Origin of the sequence: Kluyvera genomosp. 1 (assembly GCF_001266615.1) — a bacterium.
Classification (GTDB): Bacteria; Pseudomonadota; Gammaproteobacteria; order Enterobacterales; family Enterobacteriaceae; genus Kluyvera; species Kluyvera cryocrescens_A.
Genome location: NZ_LGHZ01000019.1, coordinates 1 through 19,638, shown reverse-complemented (window position 1 = coordinate 19,638; position 19,638 = coordinate 1). Strand labels below are relative to the sequence as shown.

Below are 19,638 nucleotides of genomic sequence, written 5' to 3'. Positions count from 1 at the left end.
GTTAAAAATCGATATTAAACAACTGTCTGGCATTGTTGTCTGTGATACCTTCCAGCCATTGCGCTTCTTCGCCCCGCCATTCGGCGACGCGCGCCAGAATATGTGGCACAAACGACGGCTCGTTGCGACGCGATGCCGGCTTTGGTGTCATATCGCGCGGTAACAGATACGGCGCATCCGTTTCAAGCAGCAGGCGATTAGACGGTATCATTGGCAGCAGTTCTCGCAACTCCAGCCCCCGGCGCTCATCGCATACCCAGCCGGTAATCCCAATAAACATCCCATGATCGAGACATGCCTGCAGTTCATCTCGCGAGCCGGTAAAACAGTGCAACACCGCCCCCGGCAGATGATCAAGCCAAGGCTCCAGCAGCGCGAAGAAGCGCTCGTGCGCATCGCGACAGTGCAGGAACACCGGCATACCCAGTTCAGCGGCTATCGCCAGCTGAGCACTAAACGCCGCTTCCTGCTCAGCAGGCGTTGAGAAGTTACGGTTAAAATCCAAACCGCATTCACCGACTGCAACCACTTCAGGTTTATTCACCAGCGCATAGATGGCATCGGCCACTTCCGGCGACCAGCTGCTGCTGTCATGTGGATGGACACCCGCGGTAGACCAACAGCTCTCATATCGTTCAGCCAGCCGCTGTGCCTCTTCGCTCTCCTGGCGGTTGGTTCCGGTTAACAGCATGCCATGTACACCTGCGGCGCGGGCGCGCGCAACAACCTCATCACGATCGCGTGAAAACTGTGAACTGGTTAGATTAACACCGATATCGAACATCATGTCCCCCATATGACAACCGCCCTGACGGGCGGTTGGTTATTCTTCAGTTTCTTCGGCTTCCGCGTCTTCATCACGCGTCGCTCGCTTCCCGGCATAGAAGCGGGAGAAAAACAGCCCCACTTCAAACAGGCAGTACATCGGGATGGCCAGCAACGTTTGCGAGAACACATCCGGCGGCGTCAGCAGCATACCGACCACGAAGGCACCGACCAGCACATACGGGCGCTTCTTACGCAGATCATCCGGTGTGGTCACGCCAACCCAGCACAGCAGCACGATTGCGACCGGCACTTCAAATGACACGCCAAACGCAATGAACAACGACATGACGAAATCGAGGTAACTCTTGATATCTGTGGATACCAATACTCCGGCTGGCGCCGCATGCGTCAGGAATCCAAACGCCAGTGGGAACACCACGAAGTACGCAAATGCCATGCCGGTATAAAACAGCAAAGTGCTGGAAACCAGCAACGGCATCACCAGACGGCGTTCATGCTTGTACAACGCAGGGGCAACAAACGCCCATACCTGGTACAGAATCACCGGCGCGGAGAGGATAAGCGACACCATAAAGGTCAGCTTGATCGGCGTGAAAAACGGCGATGCAACATCCGTTGCAATCATCGTCGCCCCATGTGGCAGCTGTTTAATCAGCGGCGCTGACACCAACTGGTAAATATCGTTGGCGAAGTAGACCAACGCCAGAAAAATCACGATGACCGCGATGATGCTGTTAAGCAGACGCTTACGTAGCTCAATCAAATGAGCGATCAGCGGTTGAGTATCTTCTACGCTCATGTTTACGATTTATCACTCGATGCGGGGGATGAATCAGGAACAGCGGCCGCAGAAACTTTCTCTTTCTCAACCGGTTTGACCACCTCAGCGGCTGGCGCTGGGGCTTCCACAGACGGTTCATCAGCATGCGCTTTCTGAGGCTCTGCTGTAGCCGGCTGTGCGGCTTCCTTATCCTTCACCGCAGGATTATGGATAGTATTGGCCTCATCGCTCGCCTTTTCAGGATCGTGCGCTGAATAAGAACGCTTCATCGACTCCGCTGCTTCGCGCAGCTCGTCCATCGAAGCCTTCAGCTCAGGTGTCAGGCTATCCAGACTCGCTTTCTCCACTTTCTTCAGGCTATCCTGAAATTCCTGGAGTTTAAGCTCCTGCGTCAGCTCATTTTGCACGGTTGTCGCCAGCGAGCGCAGCGCCCGAATCCAGCCAACAACCGTCTTCACTGCAACCGGTAAGCGTTTTGGCCCCAATACGACAAGACCAATCACAAACACCAGCAGCAGTTCACTGAAACCAATATCAAACACGAATTACACCTGCTCGTTGTCGTGGCGTTTCGCTTCGTCTTTTTTCGCACTTTCCTGCTTATCAGTAATTGATTGCGCAGTGAAATCTGCATCCTGGCTCGGTTTATCTTTCTTCTCGTCTTCATCACCCATGGCTTTCTTAAAGCCTTTGATAGACGCACCTAAATCCGACCCAAGTGAGCTCAGCTTTTTAGTCCCAAAAAGCAGAACTACGATAACGACGATAATCAGCAACTGCCAAATACTAATACCACCCATACATGTTCCTCTGATAGATGATGAAATAATCAGCGCGCATTATACGTTATGCAGCGCCCTGTTAGCGACGCAAAAATCAGCGCGTCTTTCGCCAGCCTGCGAGCCATACCACCAATCCTCCGGCCATAAGCCATGCGGGTGTCAGGCCCCATTCTGGGCGGTAAACCAGTAATACTGTACCGCTCAGGAGTAAAACCGCGCCTATACCAAAGAGATAGCGCGACTGACCCTGGCGGGTATGATGCGTTGCCATATCCTGCGAAATCTTTGCAAGACTGGCCTGCATCTGCTTGCTTTGACGCAGGCTGTCGTACACCAGCTCCGGTAATTCCGGCATTTTTTCAATCCAGAACGGCGCTTTGTCTTTCAATGCACGAAACAGCGCTGGCACGCCCACCTGATCCTTAATCCAGGACTCCAGGAACGGTTTTGCCGTCTTCCATAAATCTAACTGAGGATAGAGCTGTCGTCCTACCCCTTCTACGTAAAGTAATGTCTTTTGCAGTAACACGAGCTGTGGCTGCACTTCCATATTGAAGCGACGCGCGGTATTGAACAGGTTCAGCAACACGTGGCCAAACGAGATTTCTGCCAGCGGTTTTTCGAAGATAGGTTCACATACGGTACGGATAGCAAACTCAAACTCTTCGACGTTGGTGTCCGCGGGTACCCAGCCGGAATCAACGTGCAGCTCTGCCACTTTACGATAGTCACGGTTGAAGAAAGCGATGAAGTTTTCCGCCAGATAGCGCTTATCATCTTTGTTCAATGAACCCACGATACCGCAGTCAATCCCGATATACTGCGGATCTTCCGGGTGTTCATAGCTGACAAAAATATTGCCAGGATGCATATCGGCGTGGAAGAAGCTGTCGCGGAATACCTGCGTAAAGAACACCTGCACACCGCGTTCAGCCAGCAGCTGCATGTTGGTATTTTGCTTTTCCAACGTCTCAATATCGGAGACTGGAATACCGTAAATACGCTCCATCACCAGCATATCGACGCGGCAGTAGTCGGAATAGACTTCCGGCACATACAGCATCGGGCTATTTTCGAAGTTACGACGCAACTGGATGGCGTTGGCCGCTTCGCGCAGCAGGTTCAGCTCATCAAGCAGCGTCTTCTCGTAGTCGCGCACCACTTCCACAGGACGCAGGCGACGTCCGTCCGGTAAAAGGCGTGGGACCCAGCGCGCCAGACGGTAGATAAGCTTCATATCGGCTTTGATAATGGGCAGAATGTCCGGGCGGATCACCTTGATAACCACTTCCCGACCGTTCTCTTTTAGGCGCGCAGTGTGTACCTGGGCAATCGACGCAGACGCCAACGGCTCGATATCGAAATCGTCAAACCAGCTTTCGACAGGAATATCGCCCATCGATTTTTCAATTTGCTGTTTTGCCAGCTTGCCATCAAACGGGGCGACACGATCCTGCAGCATGACCAGCTGATCGGCGATAAGCGGCGGGAAAAGATCGCGACGAGTAGAAAGCATCTGGCCGAATTTGATCCACACCGGGCCAAGCTCCTGCAGCGCCAGACGCAGACGTTCACCCAGCGGTTTATTCTTGTGGCGGTTTGGCATCCAGAACAGCAACCGACGCCCGATACGCAGCGGCAGTGTAATACGCATTTTGGGAATGAGCTCATCAAGCCCGTAGCTCAAAAAGGTGTGGATGATAAAATACAGGCGCCGTAATTCTCCTGGCGTCATTTCCCCTCCAGTTTTTCCAACCGTTTGGTCAGGGCGACAAGCTCGCGCTCTACGGCCATTGCTTCTTCAGCAAACCAGGCGACTTCCAGTGCACCCGGTGCCAGCCGCCACTCTTCAGTCAGTGTGTCAGCAACATAACGCTGCTGGCGAGCCAGCCCATGCTGTAAAAACTTCGCCCCGCCGCGCAGGAATTTACTCACGCCTTCAGCAGCAATATCACCGGTGTAAGGGGCGAGCAGCTCTGCGGGATCAAATTCCGCAAGATCCGCCAGCGACACCAGATTTTGTACCACCTGGAGATCGCCTTGAACTTCAAGATCGTTATTACGAATCAAGGCTGTAAGCTGCTGGCGATTACGCAGCTGCGGCAACACGCTGACGCGCGTCATCACGGTGCAATCTGCCTCGCCTTCCCACGCGCCCAGCACATCAACCTGACGTTCGCTGAAAACCAGCACCAGCGGCGAGGAGAACTCTTTGAGTTCAATGCGCAGAACCTTACCCATAAGACGCTGGCGTGCAGGCTTTAAGGCCTTCTCACGCCAAAGTAGCGTATTAATGGCGGTTTCAATGCTGCCGGTCACTAAGGGTTTTAAAGGCATAGCAGCACCTCAATCAGAATTTATAACCACGATGCAGCGCAACAATCCCAGCGGTCAGGTTGTAGTAATCCACGTTTTCCAGACCCGCATCCTGCATCATCTCTTTGAGCGTTTCCTGATTTGGGTGCATGCGAATGGACTCAGCCAGATAGCGGTAGCTGTCCGCATCATTCGCAACCATCTCACCGATGCGCGGCAGAATGTGAAACGAATAAGCGTCGTAGGCTTTGCTCAGCGGGTCAATAACCGGCTTGGAGAACTCAAGCACCAGCAGGCGGCCGCCCGGCTTCAGTACACGGTACATGGAGCGCAGCGCTTTATCTTTGTCGGTGACGTTACGCAGGCCAAAGGAGATGGTAATGCAGTCGAAGGTATTATCCGGGAATGGCAACGCTTCCGCATTCGCCTGCACGTATTCGACGTTGCCGACTACGCCGATATTGCGCAACTTTTCGCGCCCCATTTTCAGCATCGAGTCGTTAATATCAGCCAGTACAACGCGGCCAGTTTCCCCCACCATACGCGAGAATTTGGCCGTCAGGTCGCCCGTACCACCAGCCAGATCGAGAACAGTTTGTCCACGGCGCACGCCGCTGCAATCAATGGTAAAACGCTTCCAGAGACGATGAATACCAAATGACATCAGGTCATTCATAACATCGTATTTTGCGGCGACAGAATGGAATACATGCGCCACCATGTCTACCTTCTGATCTTTGGCAATTGTTTGAAAGCCAAAGTGCGTTGTTTCTTGTGAATCCTCAACCATCTCTATGCCTGCTTATCAAGAAAATGTTCATGGAGTGTAACAGATTGGGCTCGATTGCCCTACGATTGCACCCCGTTACGAAATCCGTGTCGTCGTCAGATTAGCGCCGCTCTGCCGCTAACGGATTGTCATCATTCAACTGTTCATCATCACGCAGCCGAAACTCATCGTCCTGCGATGTGGCCTGTTCAACGAGATCCGGATTAATCTCGCGTTTCACCTCAACGCCGAGATGACGGAATGCCTCCGCCTGCGCCAGCAGATTGCCGCGACCGGAGGTGAGCTTTTTCATCGCCTGACGATAGTTGTCCTGCGCTTTATCGAGGCTTTGCCCGATAGACGACATATCATCAACGAACAGACGCATTTTGTCATATAAGCGACTAGCGCGTTCAGCAATATGTTGCGCATTGCGGCTTTGATGTTCATAGCGCCACAGGTTGGCAATAGTCCGCAGCGCCACCAGCAGCGTCGTCGGACTCACCAACATAATATTGTTTTTCAGCGCTTCGCTAATGAGCTCGGGTTGCCTATCCAGCGCTAGCAAAAATGCAGGCTCGACGGGGATAAACATCAGGACATAATCCAGAGAGCGCAGCCCAGGTAGCTGCTGGTAGTCTTTGCGCCCCAGCAGGCGGATATGGTTACGCACAGCCGCGATATGCTCCTGCAGCGCCGCTTCGCGGGTATAGTCATCTTCAGCATTGAAATAACGCTCGTAGGCCACCAGCGTCATTTTGGCATCCACCACCACATCTTTGCGATGCGGCAGACGGACGATGACATCTGGCTGCATACGGGAATTTGCGTCAGTATTGATGCTGACCTGAGTTTCATACTCGTGCCCCTCACGCAGCCCGGAAGCCTCCAGCACGCGGGTCAACACCACTTCTCCCCAATTTCCTTGGGTTTTGTTGTCGCCCTTGAGCGCTCGCGTCAGGTTGACGGCTTCCTGTGCCATTTGAGCATTGAGCTGCTGTAAATTGCGGATTTCGTGCGCCAGGGTATGCCGTTCACGCGCTTCCTGGCCGAAGCTGTCCTGCACTTGACGGCGAAAACCATCAAGCTGTTCACGCAGCGGCGTCAATAGCCCCTGTAGACTCTGCCGGTTCTGTTCGTCAACACGGCGGTTGCTCTGTTCAAAGATGCGGTTGGCCAGATTTTCAAACTGCTCGCTCAGACGCTGCTCGCTGTTGAGCATCAGGCGATACTTTTCATCACCATGCTGGCGGGTGGTTTCCAACAACGTGGTCACTTCCCGGAGATCGACCTCCAGTGAGGAGTTGAGTTCTCGCAGTCCGCGCAGCTCATTATTGAGCAATTCACACTCTTCACGCCAATGGGCATTCTGGGCAATTTGTTGCTTTGCCGCGCTCAGTTCACCGTACACATCGCGTTCTTCCGCTAACTGTTCGGCCCGCTGCTGCGCGACGCGATAACTTGCCGCCAGCCAGCCTATGGCAATACCCGCCAGCGCGACCAACGCATAAATCACCACGGCAATATCCACAACGCCCCCTGCTTATATCCGTTATCTGCACAAAAATAGGATTGTGCTGTATAAACGTCCAGTTTTAAAGCAGTTTCCTGCGAGGCGCTACGCAAAAAGAAAAAGGCCGAACAAGTCGGCCTTTTATCAAGGAGGGAAAAACTACAGCAGGCGACGCGCTGCTTCTACCACGATTTTCACCGCATGACTTTCGGTCTGCTTCATGGTCTCAGCGTTAGGAATTTCCTGCTGGGTACGATTGACGATCACGCCAGCTACCATACCCGCACGCAGACCCTGGCTTGAGCACATGGTCAGCAGGGTGGCAGATTCCATTTCGTAGTTCATCACGCCCATTGACTGCCACTCTTCCATAGAGCCTTTGAAGTTACGCACCACGCGGCCCGAGAAGGTGTCATAACGTTCCTGACCCGGATAGAAGGTATCAGAAGAGGCGGTGACGCCCACGTGCGTTGTTGCACCAACGGCCTTCGCGGCTTCCACCAGCGCGGTGGTACAGGCGAAATCAGCGACCGCTGGATACTCCATCGGTGCAAAGTGCAGGCTCGCACCGTCAAGGCGGACGGAGGCGGTGGTGACCAGCACGTCACCGACGTTGATATGTGGCTGAATAGCACCAGTGGTACCGACACGCAGGAAAGTGCGAATACCCAGCTGCGCCAACTCTTCCACAGCAATGGAAGTCGATGGGCCACCGATACCGGTTGAGCAGACGATCACTGACTTGCCATCAAGCTCAGCACGCCAGGAGGTAAATTCACGATGAGATGCCAGTTTTACCGGCTTTTCCATCAGCGCGGCGATCTTTTCCACACGCTCCGGGTCACCGGGGACGATAGCCAGCGTCGCCCCTTGTAAATCGTTTTTGGTGAGGCCGAGATGAAAAACATCAGACTTGGACATAAAGAACTCCTCTGTGGTTCAGTTTTGTCAGAAGAAGCAAAAATGTACTTTATAGAAGACCACGACTCTTTTTCGTGACTACCATCACTAAGGACTAAAATTATTACATTAAATTCCATGCAATTAGTGATTAACATCACACTAACAAGTTATTGTGATCGTCTGCTGCACAAAAATACGCCGTATTGAGGCACTGTGATTCAGCTATGAGTTCATTTAAAGGGTACGGAGAATGCCATGACAATCAACAAACAACCTGGATTTGCACCTGCTGCTTCGCCTCATGCCTCAACCACCGTCCATACGCCCGAAGAGACCATCACGACGGGAGAAACATCCATTCCCTCACAGGGGGATACGCTGCCGGCCTATCATGCCCGTCCTAAACATAGCGATGCGCCTCTCCCGGTAATCATCGTAGTGCAGGAGATTTTTGGCGTCCACGAACACATCCGCGATATCTGCCGCCGTCTGGCGCTGGAAGGCTACCTGGCTATCGCACCGGAACTCTATTTCCGCCAGGGCGACCCGAATGACTATGACGATGTTCCGTCATTGTTCAGTAGCCTGGTCACAAAAGTCCCTGACGCTCAGGTGCTCGGCGATCTCGACCATGTTGCCAGTTGGGCTGCACGTCACGGCGGCGACGCCAACCGTTTATCGATAACCGGTTTTTGCTGGGGCGGGCGCATTGCCTGGCTGTATGCAGCACATAATCCACAGCTCAAAGCCGCAGTAGCCTGGTATGGCCGCCTGACCGGTGACAAAACGCTAAACAATCCAAAACATCCCGTCGATGTCGCCGTCGATCTCAGCGCACCGGTGCTGGGCCTGTACGGCGGTCAGGATACCGGCATCTCACTGGAATCCGTTGAAACGATGCGCCATGCACTGCGCGCGGCCAATGCAAACGCTGAGATTGTTGTTTATCCGGAAGCAGGCCATGCATTTAACGCAGATTATCGCGCCAGTTATCATGAAGAGTCAGCAAAAGACGGCTGGCAGAGAATGCTGGCGTGGTTTGCGCAGTATGATGGGAAAAAAGGTTAACCTTTAAAAAGTAAAACGGAGGCTTTCGCCTCCGTCTGTTTTTTACGCCTGACGTAAATTCTGTGCCGCTTTCACCATGTTTGCCAGCGCCGCGCGGGTTTCTGGCCAGCCGCGAGTTTTCAGACCGCAGTCAGGGTTAACCCACAGGCGTTCTGCCGGGATCCGCTGCTCCGCCTTCTTCAACAGCGCTTCAATCCATTCCACGCTCGGCACGTTCGGGGAGTGAATATCGTACACGCCCGGCCCGATTTCGTTCGGGTAGTCGAACTCTTCGAACGACTCCAGCAGCTCCATGTCGGAACGTGACGTTTCGATGGTGATCACGTCAGCATCCAGCGCCGCGATGGAATCCATGATGTCGTTGAACTCGCAGTAACACATGTGGGTATGGATCTGCGTTTCATCTTTCGCCACGGCGGCGTTGATACGGAAGGCCTCCACGCCCCATTCGAGATAGGCCGCCCAATCGCTGCGACGTAGCGGCAAGCCTTCGCGCAGCGCTGGTTCATCAATCTGGATGATACCGATACCAGCAGCTTCCAGATCCGCCACTTCATCTCGCAGCGCCAACGCAATCTGTTTGGCGATGGTTTCGCGGCTCACGTCTTCACGCGGGAACGACCAGCACAGAATGGTAACCGGGCCGGTCAACATGCCTTTCACCGGTTTGTCGGTCAGCGACTGCGCGAACTTCGCCCACTCAACGGTAATCGCTTCCGGACGGCTGACGTCGCCAATTACCACCGGCGGCTTCACACAGCGGGAACCGTAGCTCTGCACCCAGCCGTTCTGAGTGAAGATGAAGCCGTCGAGATGTTCACCGAAGTATTCCACCATGTCGTTACGTTCGGCTTCACCGTGGACCAGTACATCAAGACCCAGACGTTCCTGCTCAAGAATGGCCTGCTTGATGTGCTCAGCAATACCTGTGCGATAGTTACCCGCATCAAGTTTGCCTTTTTTGAAATCCAGGCGCAGGCCGCGGATTTCAGTGGTTTGTGGGAACGAACCAATCGTTGTGGTCGGCCACGCTGGCAGATTAAAGCGCGCGCGCTGGGCTTCAGCACGCGCAGAATAGGCACTAGCACGCTGGCTGTCTTGTGCGGTAATTGCCGCCAGACGTTTTTCTACCGCCGCGTTATGTACGCGGGTGGAATGACGGCGAGCCTGAATCGGCGCACTCCATTCGGAGATGGCTTTGGTGTCACCACTGTTCAACGCATCGCGCAACAAGGCCAGCTCTTCACATTTTTGCAGGGCGAAGGCAAACCAGCTCTTCACTTCCGCATCCAGTCGCGTTTCTACGCTCAGGTCGATCGGGCTGTGCAGCAGAGAGCAAGAAGATGCAACCCACAAATCACGTTTACCAACGACATCCTTAATTTGGTTATATTTTTCAGTCAGATCGGCGCGCCAGACGTTACGACCATTAACCAAACCGGCAGAGAGTAGCCAATCGGCAGGTAGACGCTTGTGCACTTCAGCGACATCATCTTTACCGTGCACGAAATCAACGTGCAGCCCCTGCACCGGCAGCGCAGTAATGGTGTTGAGGTTCGGCGTGATACCTTCAAAATAGGTGGTCAGCAGCAGTTTGACCCGACCGGTGAGCGCATCGTATGCCGGTTTAAACGCATCCAGCCATTCCTGCGGCAGCTCCAGCACCAGTGCCGGCTCATCAATCTGAACCCACTCCACACCGCGTTTTGCCAGCTCGGCCAGGACTTGTTGGTAGACCGGAAGAATGTCGCTCAGCAGGCTCAGGCGATCAAACTGTTCTCCCTTCACTTTGCCCAGCCACAGGTAAGTCACCGGCCCCAACAGGACAGGTTTCACCTTGTGACCTAACGCCAGCGCTTCATCCACTTCGTCAAGCAACTGGGTCCAGGTCAGCTTGAACTGCTGTCCTTGGGTGAATTCCGGCACCATGTAGTGATAGTTGGTGTTAAACCATTTGGTCATTTCTGCCGCCGCCGCGGGTTCACCGGTCGGTGCGCGGCCACGCCCAATGCGGAACAGAGTGTCGATATCTACCGAGCCATCCTGATTCTGGTGGCGAGCTGGAACGTTGCCCAGCAACAGGCTGGTCGTCAGGACGTGATCGTACCAGGCGAAATCACCTACTGGCAGCAGATCGATACCCGCTTGTTTTTGCTGCTCCCAGTGACGGGCGCGCAGCTCACGACCTGTCGCCAGCAGTTCTTCACGGGAGGCGTTACCCGCCCAATAGCTCTCTTGCGCTTTTTTCAGCTCACGACGCAGGCCGACGCGAGGGAAACCGAGGGTGTGGTTCTGAATAGTCATATTTGCCTCTCATGGAATTTTTAGTATTTAGCCGTCCAGATGTTTACACATCCATAATGTGAAGGTACTGTATATTCCTCAAGCGCAAATTGTTCATGCCGAAGTGAAGGACTTTCATGATCGAGATTAAACACCTGAAAACGCTCCAGGCGTTGCGGAATAGTGGTTCGCTGGCGGCCGCCGCGGCGACGCTGCATCAAACCCAATCCGCCCTTTCTCACCAGTTCAGCGATCTGGAACAGCGCCTTGGCTTTCGGCTATTTGTGCGTAAAAGCCAGCCATTACGCTTTACGCCGCAAGGGGAGATCCTGCTGCAGTTGGCAAATCAGGTGCTACCGCAAATTGGCCAGGCGCTGCAGGCCTGTAATGAGCCGCAGCAGGCCACACTGCGCATTGCCATTGAATGCCACAGCTGTATTCAATGGCTGACGCCCGCACTGGAGAATTTCCATAAGCAGTGGCCACAGGTCGAGATGGACTTTAAGTCCGGTGTCACCTTCGACCCACAGCCAGCCCTGCAGCAAAGCGAGCTGGATATTGTCCTGACTTCCGACATTCTGCCGCGCAGCGGTTTGCACTATTCGCCAATGTTCGATTTCGAAGTGCGTCTGGTGCTATCGCCGGACCATCCGCTGGCCGCTAAAGCCCGCATTACCCCGGAAGATTTAGCGTCAGAAACGCTGCTGATTTATCCGGTGCAGCGCCAGCGTCTGGATATCTGGCGTCACTTCCTGCTGCCGGCTGGTATTAGCCCGCAGCTGAAAAGCGTGGATAACACGTTGCTGCTGATTCAGATGGTATCAGCGCGTATGGGGATTGCCGCGCTGCCGCACTGGGTGGTGGAAAGTTTTGAACGCCAGGGTCTTATCGTGACCAAAACCCTGGGTGAAGGCTTGTGGAGCCGACTGTACGCCGCCGTGCGCGATGGCGAACAGCGTCAGCCGGTGATGGATGCGTTTATTCACTCAGCGCGGAACCACGCTTGCGATCATCTCCCGTTTGTGAAGAATGCGGAGCGACCCAACGCCGATGTACCCACAGTGAGGCCAGGATCACAGCAGCCCCTGTAAGGAAGCTCGGCCAGTGGGGCTGTTGATGCCAGATTGCCAGGTTCACCAGCAGCCCCGCAGGCACATGCATATTGTTCATGATGCCTAGCGTGCCTGCGTCCACCTGCGTAGCACCGTAGTTCCACATGAAGTAACCAATCCCCGAAGCCACCACGCCAAGAAACACCAGAATGCCCCACTGCGGCATGGTCTCCGGCATTTTCTGCGTATTACCCAACAGCGACCACGCCACCACCGCGACGGCAAAGGCGCCGAGGTAGAACCAGGCGAACGCGTTATGCTGCGGCATTGGGCGGGTTTCCATTAGACGCTTGTAGCCCACCATACCGATGGCGAAGGTGATATTGGAGAGTTGAACCAGCAGTAGCCCCATCCAGAAATGGCTGGTCACATGGTCGTAGCGAATGATCCCGGCACCAATCACCGCCAGCAGCGCGCTGAAAGCGTAGCTCCAGCGCAGGCGGCGTCCACTCATTAGGTCATAAATTAAGGTGATATAGAGCGGCGTTAGCACGGTGAACAGCAGCAGTTCTGAAACGGTCAGGTACAAATAGGCACGGAAACTCAGCATATACATAATGCCAAGCTGCATCGCCCCTACCAGCATATACAAACCGATGGTTTTCAGGCTGTGTCCGCGGGTACGCAGGAATGGCAGAAACACCAGCGCAGCAAGGCCGACGCGCACCAGCACGGCAAAGTAGCTGTCGATATGCCCGGCAAGGTACTCACCGTAAAAGCTAAACGAGAAGGCCCACAGAATCGTGGTAATAATCAGGAGCGCCACAATGAATGTCTCATAGGAAGATGAGCATTCATTGTAGCGGAGATGCAGGTTGACAACTGACCACTTAATAGTCAGTCGTCAATTTTTAATCAAGATACAGTTTACGCAGGTAGTGCGGCACCGCGTCATTGGCGTTGGAGCCAATCACTTCGAGCTCAGGATGCAGATCCTTCAGACGCTGATGCGCGCCAGCCATGATGCAGCCTTTACCCGCCATCGACAGCATTTCTGCATCGTTCATCCCATCGCCAAAAGCGATGCAGTCTTTAAGCGTATAGCCCATTGCCTTAGCAACCGCTTCCAGCGCATGGCCTTTCGACACGCCGCCCGCCATCACTTCCAGGCAGGTCAGCGTCGAGAAGCTGACGTTGACGCGATCGCCCCAGCGCGCGTTAATCGCCTGCTCCAACGGCAGCAGCGTTTCATGGTCGTTGCAGGTAAAGAACACCTTGCTGACGCCCTCGGCTTCCAGCATACCCTGCTCGTACAACGTGTAGTTGAAGACCGCTTCTTTAAAGAAACGCATCTCTTCCGGGCGGTGGCGATTCATGAACCACTCATCGTCGCGATAGACGTTGGTGACGATATCTGGGTTTGCATGCACAATGCCGAAGAGATCGGTCGCAATATCGCGGTCCAGATTATGGGCGAAAACCTGTTTGCCCTCAGCGTCGTGCACGCGCGCGCCGTTGGAGGTAATCATATACGACTTGATCCCGAGATTATCGCGGATCTGCCCAACATCAATGTAGTGACGCCCGGTGGCAAAGACGAAGTTCAGACCGCGCGCGGTCAGCAGCTTCAACGTCTCTTTTGCATACGGCGTTAAGTGGTGGTCAGGGGAGAGTAAGGTGCCATCTAAATCAGACGCAACGACCTGGTACATAAACGAATTTAACCTCTAAACAGTGCGGCGCTGGCGCCGAATTAACGATGTCGATCGAAAAAATCGACAATGGCAGTGAGTGCGACTGATCGCATAGCGTCCTTTTCAAAAAGGATCTCATGATAGGCGCCCTGTATGACAAGCGGCTTACCGCCATCGCAAGGATGGCCCGCTTCGGCGCGAATGACACAATAACGGTCGTGCATGCGGTTATCAACAACCCGCTCTTCTTCCGCCTGAATCAGCAGGACGGGGAAGGTATCCTGCGCGGCATCGGCGAGAATTTTCTCCCCGGCAAGAATCCCCTCTCGCACCCAATGATAGGTGGGACCGCCCACGCGTAGCTGAGGCTCATCGGCATAAAAACGCACATTGCGCCGATAGCGCTCGCGGCTGTGAGTTAGCACGTTAACGCCGAACGGCAGCGCATGCCATCGTCCGGTCCCCATGGCGTAACCTTCCCGAAGACGCTGATGGCCCTCAGCCCAATCGAGAAGCGGCCGGACAACCCATTCCGGCAAACGCATGACAATACCGAACATGGGTGCGCAAAGCGCGATAGCATCACAGCCCTGCGGATTACGTTGCAGGAACTGCGTCGCAATCGCCCCGCCCATGGAGTGCGCCAAAATAAACCGCTGACGCCAGCGACCCGGCAGCACCTCTTGCTGCCAGAAGGCCGCAAGATCGTCTACATAATCGCTGAATTTCGCCACATGGCCACGATGCGAGTCCGAAAGCATACGTCCGGAACGACCCTGACCGCGGTGGTCGATGATTAAGACATCAAAACCACTGTGGAAGAGATCGTACGCCAGCTCGGCGTACTTCACGTAGCTTTCAATACGCCCAGGGCACACGACAATCACCCGGTCATGCGCAGGCGAACTGAAACGAACAAACCATACCGGAACGCTATCAACGCCGATAAACTCTGCTTCTTCCCGGCCGCGCCAGAAATCCATCAATGGGCCGGTGGTAAACGCGGAAAACGCGTTTTCTCTTGTATTCCAATCCTTTTGCTGTTGAAACATCGGGCTTCCACCCCAGTTAACCGCTGAAAATCGTTTTTTTGTGACGCCTGACACAGCGTCCATACAATAGCGTATTGTGGCATAAAAACAGACAATCAGGGAGATTCTCATGACCTTTGAATGGTGGTTCGCCTACCTGCTCACATCCATAATTCTCAGCCTGTCGCCGGGCTCAGGGGCGATCAATACCATGACCACCTCCATCAACCACGGCTACCGTGGCGCGGCAGCGTCGATTGCTGGCTTACAAACTGGGCTGGCCATTCATATTGTTCTGGTCGGCGTGGGGCTGGGGACGCTGTTCTCCCGCTCGGTACTGGCGTTTGAAATTCTGAAATGGGCTGGGGTGGCTTATCTTATCTGGCTGGGTATTCAGCAATGGCGCGCAGCGGGTGCTATCGACCTGAAAACGCTGGCGAAAACCCAGAGCCGCGGCAAACTGTTTCAGCGCGCGGTATTCGTTAACCTGACGAACCCAAAAAGCATTGTGTTTCTAGCCGCCCTCTTTCCGCAGTTCATCGTGCCTGATCAACCACAGGTAATGCAGTATCTCATTCTTGGCATAACCACGATTGTCGTCGATATCATCGTGATGATTGGCTACGCCACCCTGGCACAGCGCATCGCCGTTTGGATCAAAGGGCCAAAACAGATGAAGGCTCTGAATAAGGTGTTCGGCTCATTGTTTATGCTGGTTGGCGCGCTGCTAGCGTCGGCACGCCACGCGTGAAATGAAGAGAGCCCACCCGCTAACGGGTGGGCAAAAACTTAGCGTGAAATAATCAGGTGAATACCAAATCCGGCAAACAGGGTTCCCGCTACGCCATCAATCCACTTCGCCGCACGCTGATAGCCACGACGCATCGTCGGCAGCGCAAACAGGCTGGCTACCACGGTAAACCACGCCAGCGTTTCGAGAATAATCAGCACGAAAATCCCCCAGCGCTCGCCGGCACCGACGCTATCCCCCACAAACAGCGAGAACACGGATCCAAAATAGATAATCGCTTTTGGGTTCGCGAGGTTAGTCAGCAAGCCTTTCATAAAGCTACGCCCGCCTTGCGCCAGCTCAACCTGCGGTTCAGCCTCTTCCACTGCTTCGTCTTTCTTCAGCGCCCCGCGCAGCATCTGGTAGCCCATCCAGCACAGGTAAAGTCCACCGCCGACCATAATGATGGTATGCAACCACGCCATTTTTTCGATAATCAGGTGCAGCCCGAGTAGCGCGACGCCCGCCCAGACCATGACGCCGCAGGTAATGCCCAGCACGCCCATCATCGCCTCTTTGCGAGAACGGCTGACGGCAGTCTGAGAGACAAAAAAGAAGTCCGGCCCCGGGCTCATCAACGCAATGATGTGCACCAGCGCCACGGTAAGGAACAGCGTTATCATGATAGACCTACCAAACAAGACGATATATTTGCGGAAAAAGGGTACAGCTTTCCGCTGTACGCAAAATCATTCAAGCGGTATCAAGGCGGTAAGGGAGCGAATCCCCCGGACGCGAACAGCTGACGTCACTGGGGTTTACGACCGCGGCCAGCGCGGTGGCCGTTTGAAGGATGTAGTCTACATCCTGACATTTTTTCCGCGTACTGACTACTCTTCATCGTCCCCATCGACGTGGGCACGAATAAGCGCGAGGAACTCGCGTCCGAAGCGTTCCAGTTTACGCGTCCCGACACCGTTTACGCTAAGCATATCGCCCGGAGAAACCGGCATCTGCTCCGCCATTTCAATCAGCGTCGCATCGTTGAAGACAACGTACGGCGGGATATTTTCTTCATCCGCGATGGCTTTACGCAGTTTGCGCAGTTTCGAGAACAGCTGCCTGTCGTAGTTGCCCACTGCCGCTTTTTGCATCACGCGCGGCTTCAACGCGACGATACGCGGTACCGCAAGCTGGAGGGGGACTTCACCGCGCAGCACCGGACGCGAAGCATCGGTCAGTTGTAACGCTGAATGTTGAGCAATGTTTTGCGTCACAAAGCCGAGGTGAATCAGTTGGCGAATCACGCTCACCCAGTGCTCGTGGCTCTTCTCACGGCCCATGCCGTAGACTTTCAGTTTGTCATGACCAAACTCGCGAATTCGCTGGCTGTTGGCGCCACGAATCACCTCAACCACATAGCCCATACCAAAGCGCTGATTAACGCGTCCGATGGTCGAAAGGGCAATCTGTGCATCCTGGGCGCCATCATATTGTTTCGGCGGGTCGAGGCAGATATCGCAGTTGCCGCATGGCTCCTGACGCCCCTCGCCGAAGTAATTCAGCAGCACCAGACGACGGCAGGTTTGCGCTTCGGCAAACGCGCCCATCGCATTGAGCTTGTGGCGTTCAATATCCAGCAACATGCCCGCCGGCTTCTCTTCGAGGCAGCGTCGCAGCCAGGCCATGTCGGCCGGATCGTAAAACAGCATCGCTTCCGCAGGCAGACCATCACGCCCTGCGCGACCGGTTTCCTGATAATAAGATTCGATATTGCGCGGAATGTCGAAATGCACCACAAAACGCACGTTAGGTTTGTTAATGCCCATACCAAACGCGACGGTAGCAACCACAATCTGCAGATCGTCACGCTGGAACTTCTCCTGGACCTCAGCGCGGACGTTATTCTCAAGCCCGGCGTGATAGGCGCCCGCACTAATGCCACGGCTTTGCAGACGGGCGGCGGTGTCTTCCACCTTCGAGCGGCTGTTGCAGTAAATAATCCCAGACTTGCCTTTCTGCTCCTGCACATAGCGCATCAACTGGTCGAGAGGCTTAAACTTCTCCATCAGCATGTAGCGAATATTTGGGCGGTCGAAGCTGCTGATCTGGATATAGGGGTCGTTGAGCCCCAGCAGGCGCACGATGTCGTTGCGGGTCGTGTCGTCAGCGGTCGCGGTCAGCGCCATAAACGGCAGCGCCGGGAAGCGCTGGCGTAAATGACCTAACGCGGCATATTCCGGGCGGAAGTCGTGGCCCCACTGCGAAATACAGTGTGCTTCATCCACCGCCAGCATCACCGGGTTCCAGTGCGCCAAATGCTCAAGGAAATTATCCAGCATCAGGCGTTCCGGGGCGATGTAGAGCAGACGAATCTGCCCGGTGCGGCACCCGGCCATCACCTCTTGTTGCTGTTCGCGTGTTTGCGTCGAATTGATGCAGGCCGCCGACACACCGTTCGCCAGCAACTGATCGACCTGGTCTTTCATTAGGGAAATCAACGGCGAAACCACTACCGTCAGCCCATCAAGCACCAGCGCGGGGATCTGATAGCACAGCGACTTACCGCCACCGGTTGGCATCACGACTAAGCAGTCGCGCCCTTCCAGCACGGTATCGATGATGGTTTCCTGGCCCGGGCGGAATTGCTGATAGCCAAAGGTCTCCTGCAAAACCTGTTTAGCCAGCGATCCCTGATTCAAAACTTCCGCCTGTGCCACATTGACCCCATTCACCGTAAAATAAAAACAGGCGCTATTTTCAGCGCCTGAGTGCCAAACTGCAATGTTTTAGACGAAATCCTTCAGCTCGACTCGCAACAAACCGGCTGCGGCGCTGTTAAAACAGATCGTTAAGCATCACACCGACGCCAACGCGCGTCTGGTTGAAGTTATAGTCGATAAGCGACTCGCCGTAGCCGCTGTAGACTTGGGTATAAACGCGCACGTGCTTGGTTATTGGATAGCTTACACCAAGCTCCGCGCCGCCGTAGCCGGTATTCCAGTTGTATTGTCCCTGTGCACTCAGCACCGCATCACCCAGTTGGTAGCCGATTTTCAGCCGGTAGTAACCCATATACTTGGTGATATCGGGGTTGTCGTTGGTTTCACCCACCACATACCAGGGCTTCACTTCCACCAGCCAATTACCGTTCTGCGCCATCAGGCGGGTATACAGGCGGTTCCAGCTACGTGAGGTGGGATCTGAGCGGCCATTGGAGTCGTGGTTATAGCCCATTTCAATGTCGCGCAGCGTCCAGCCGGCAAACTGATAATCGGTCGCAAAACCGAGGAACAGCTGCGGTTCATAGTTCGTTTCGCGGAACGGCGCGGACTCACCGCTGTTGGAAAGCTGCCACCAGGAGCGCTGCGTGTAGGAAGCGGCCAGCACCGAGTTATCGCCAAGGATCCCGCGCCACAGCGGGAACGCCAGGCTCAGCTGGAATTTCACTTCATCCTTACGCGCATTTTCCGCCCAGTCGTAGGAGCGAATCGCCTCTTTGTTAAGGTCGCTGGTCCAGGTGTACAGCAGGTAGTTACTTTCATAAGGGTAGAGCGTGAACGGATTATCATGCTCCTGCAGCAGGTTGGCGAGAATACTGCCGCGTACGGCCGGTACATCGTGAACTTCTTTAATCGTAGCTTCCTGCGCAAACGCTGAAACAGGCAGCAGTAGCGCCAGTAACCCACTCCGTGAGAACCGCATCGGTCACTTTCCCCTGAGATATATAAAAATAATGAATAACAAAATGACATGCATTCTAACTATTTGCACTGTTCTTGCTCATCAAACCTGTCTGAAAGTAGTAATCAACATGCAATAGGCATAAAATCAACAATTCATTAACATATTAAGCAAGGTCATTATGCTGTCTCTTATACACATCTGACGCTCCTGTCTCTTATACACATCTGACGCTGCCGACGA

At 54.4% G+C, this 19,638-nt stretch carries 19 protein-coding genes; 3 read left to right on the top strand and 16 right to left on the bottom strand.

Annotated elements, in window-relative coordinates; genetic code table 11:
- Position 1: 1 nt before the first annotated feature.
- The 9 genes from tatD to udp all read right to left on the bottom strand — a co-directional run bounded on the left by tatD (position 2) and on the right by udp (position 7,871).
- Complete coding sequence (gene tatD / locus KP80_RS12465; protein ID WP_197276157.1) at positions 2-796, bottom strand: 3'-5' ssDNA/RNA exonuclease TatD; 795 nt, start codon at positions 794-796, stop codon at positions 2-4.
- A 27-nt stretch (positions 797-823) separates the two neighbouring features.
- On the bottom strand, positions 824-1,588 hold the full coding sequence (gene tatC / locus KP80_RS12460) for a Sec-independent protein translocase subunit TatC (RefSeq protein ID WP_052283970.1): 765 nt from the start codon (positions 1,586-1,588) through the stop codon (positions 824-826).
- A 2-nt stretch (positions 1,589-1,590) separates the two neighbouring features.
- Positions 1,591-2,112: a Sec-independent protein translocase protein TatB gene (gene tatB, locus KP80_RS12455; protein ID WP_052283969.1), complete on the bottom strand. Its 522-nt coding sequence runs from the start codon at positions 2,110-2,112 to the stop codon at positions 1,591-1,593.
- A gap of 3 nt (positions 2,113-2,115) precedes the next feature.
- Positions 2,116-2,370: a Sec-independent protein translocase subunit TatA gene (gene tatA / locus KP80_RS12450; RefSeq protein WP_052283968.1), complete on the bottom strand. Its 255-nt coding sequence runs from the start codon at positions 2,368-2,370 to the stop codon at positions 2,116-2,118.
- 76 nt (positions 2,371-2,446) lie between these two features.
- Positions 2,447-4,087 (bottom strand): ubiquinone biosynthesis regulatory protein kinase UbiB, encoded by a 1,641-nt coding sequence (ubiB, locus tag KP80_RS12445; RefSeq protein ID WP_052283967.1) that lies wholly within the window; start codon positions 4,085-4,087, stop codon positions 2,447-2,449.
- Positions 4,084-4,689 carry a ubiquinone biosynthesis protein UbiJ gene (gene ubiJ / locus KP80_RS12440; protein WP_052283966.1) on the bottom strand — a complete coding sequence of 202 codons (606 nt, stop codon included), beginning with the start codon at positions 4,687-4,689 and terminating at the stop codon, positions 4,084-4,086. Before ubiJ ends, ubiB begins: the two co-directional genes overlap by 4 nt.
- A 13-nt stretch (positions 4,690-4,702) precedes the next feature.
- Positions 4,703-5,458 carry a bifunctional demethylmenaquinone methyltransferase/2-methoxy-6-polyprenyl-1,4-benzoquinol methylase UbiE gene (gene ubiE / locus KP80_RS12435; protein WP_052283965.1) on the bottom strand — a complete coding sequence of 252 codons (756 nt, stop codon included), beginning with the start codon at positions 5,456-5,458 and terminating at the stop codon, positions 4,703-4,705.
- 100 nt (positions 5,459-5,558) lie between these two features.
- Positions 5,559-6,968, bottom strand: coding sequence for a DNA recombination protein RmuC (gene rmuC / locus KP80_RS12430; protein ID WP_052283964.1), 1,410 nt, complete (start codon positions 6,966-6,968; stop codon positions 5,559-5,561).
- A 141-nt stretch (positions 6,969-7,109) separates the two neighbouring features.
- Positions 7,110-7,871, bottom strand: coding sequence for a uridine phosphorylase (gene udp / locus KP80_RS12425; RefSeq protein WP_052283963.1), 762 nt, complete (start codon positions 7,869-7,871; stop codon positions 7,110-7,112).
- A gap of 237 nt (positions 7,872-8,108) precedes the next feature.
- Between udp and KP80_RS12420 the strand changes: the two genes are divergently transcribed.
- Entirely contained in the window at positions 8,109-8,921 is an 813-nt protein-coding gene (locus tag KP80_RS12420) for a dienelactone hydrolase family protein (protein ID WP_052283962.1), read from the top strand.
- Positions 8,922-8,963: 42 nt separating this feature from the next.
- On the opposite strand, the gene metE is transcribed toward KP80_RS12420, so the two are convergent.
- On the bottom strand, positions 8,964-11,225 hold the full coding sequence (gene metE, locus KP80_RS12415) for a 5-methyltetrahydropteroyltriglutamate--homocysteine S-methyltransferase (protein ID WP_052283961.1): 2,262 nt from the start codon (positions 11,223-11,225) through the stop codon (positions 8,964-8,966).
- A 116-nt stretch (positions 11,226-11,341) separates the two neighbouring features.
- On the opposite strand from metE, the gene metR reads away from it, so the two are divergent.
- A complete protein-coding gene (gene metR / locus KP80_RS12410) occupies positions 11,342-12,295 on the top strand; it encodes an HTH-type transcriptional regulator MetR (RefSeq protein WP_052283960.1) in 954 nt (317 codons plus the stop codon).
- Here the strand turns inward: metR and KP80_RS12405 are convergent.
- The 3 genes from KP80_RS12405 to pldB form a co-directional block, all read right to left on the bottom strand.
- Positions 12,183-13,082: a carboxylate/amino acid/amine transporter gene (locus KP80_RS12405; protein WP_052283959.1), complete on the bottom strand. Its 900-nt coding sequence runs from the start codon at positions 13,080-13,082 to the stop codon at positions 12,183-12,185. The two genes, metR and KP80_RS12405, sit on opposite strands and share 113 nt — an antisense overlap.
- A gap of 85 nt (positions 13,083-13,167) precedes the next feature.
- Entirely contained in the window at positions 13,168-13,968 is an 801-nt protein-coding gene (gene yigL / locus KP80_RS12400; RefSeq protein ID WP_052283958.1) for a sugar/pyridoxal phosphate phosphatase YigL, read from the bottom strand.
- A gap of 41 nt (positions 13,969-14,009) precedes the next feature.
- The gene (pldB, locus tag KP80_RS12395; RefSeq protein WP_052283957.1) at positions 14,010-15,002 is read right to left on the bottom strand and encodes a lysophospholipase L2; all 993 of its coding nucleotides are present in this window, start codon (positions 15,000-15,002) and stop codon (positions 14,010-14,012) included.
- 109 nt (positions 15,003-15,111) lie between these two features.
- On the opposite strand from pldB, the gene rhtB reads away from it, so the two are divergent.
- Positions 15,112-15,732: a homoserine/homoserine lactone efflux protein gene (gene rhtB / locus KP80_RS12390; protein WP_052283956.1), complete on the top strand. Its 621-nt coding sequence runs from the start codon at positions 15,112-15,114 to the stop codon at positions 15,730-15,732.
- A gap of 38 nt (positions 15,733-15,770) precedes the next feature.
- Here rhtB and rhtC read toward each other — a convergent pair whose 3' ends face one another.
- From rhtC to pldA, 3 genes are all read right to left on the bottom strand, one after another.
- Positions 15,771-16,394 (bottom strand): threonine export protein RhtC, encoded by a 624-nt coding sequence (gene rhtC, locus KP80_RS12385; RefSeq protein ID WP_052283955.1) that lies wholly within the window; start codon positions 16,392-16,394, stop codon positions 15,771-15,773.
- A 207-nt stretch (positions 16,395-16,601) separates the two neighbouring features.
- Complete coding sequence (recQ, locus tag KP80_RS12380) at positions 16,602-18,431, bottom strand: ATP-dependent DNA helicase RecQ (RefSeq protein WP_052283954.1); 1,830 nt, start codon at positions 18,429-18,431, stop codon at positions 16,602-16,604.
- Between the two features lie 118 nt (positions 18,432-18,549).
- Positions 18,550-19,416, bottom strand: coding sequence for a phospholipase A (pldA, locus tag KP80_RS12375; protein WP_052283953.1), 867 nt, complete (start codon positions 19,414-19,416; stop codon positions 18,550-18,552).
- Positions 19,417-19,638 lie beyond the last annotated feature (222 nt).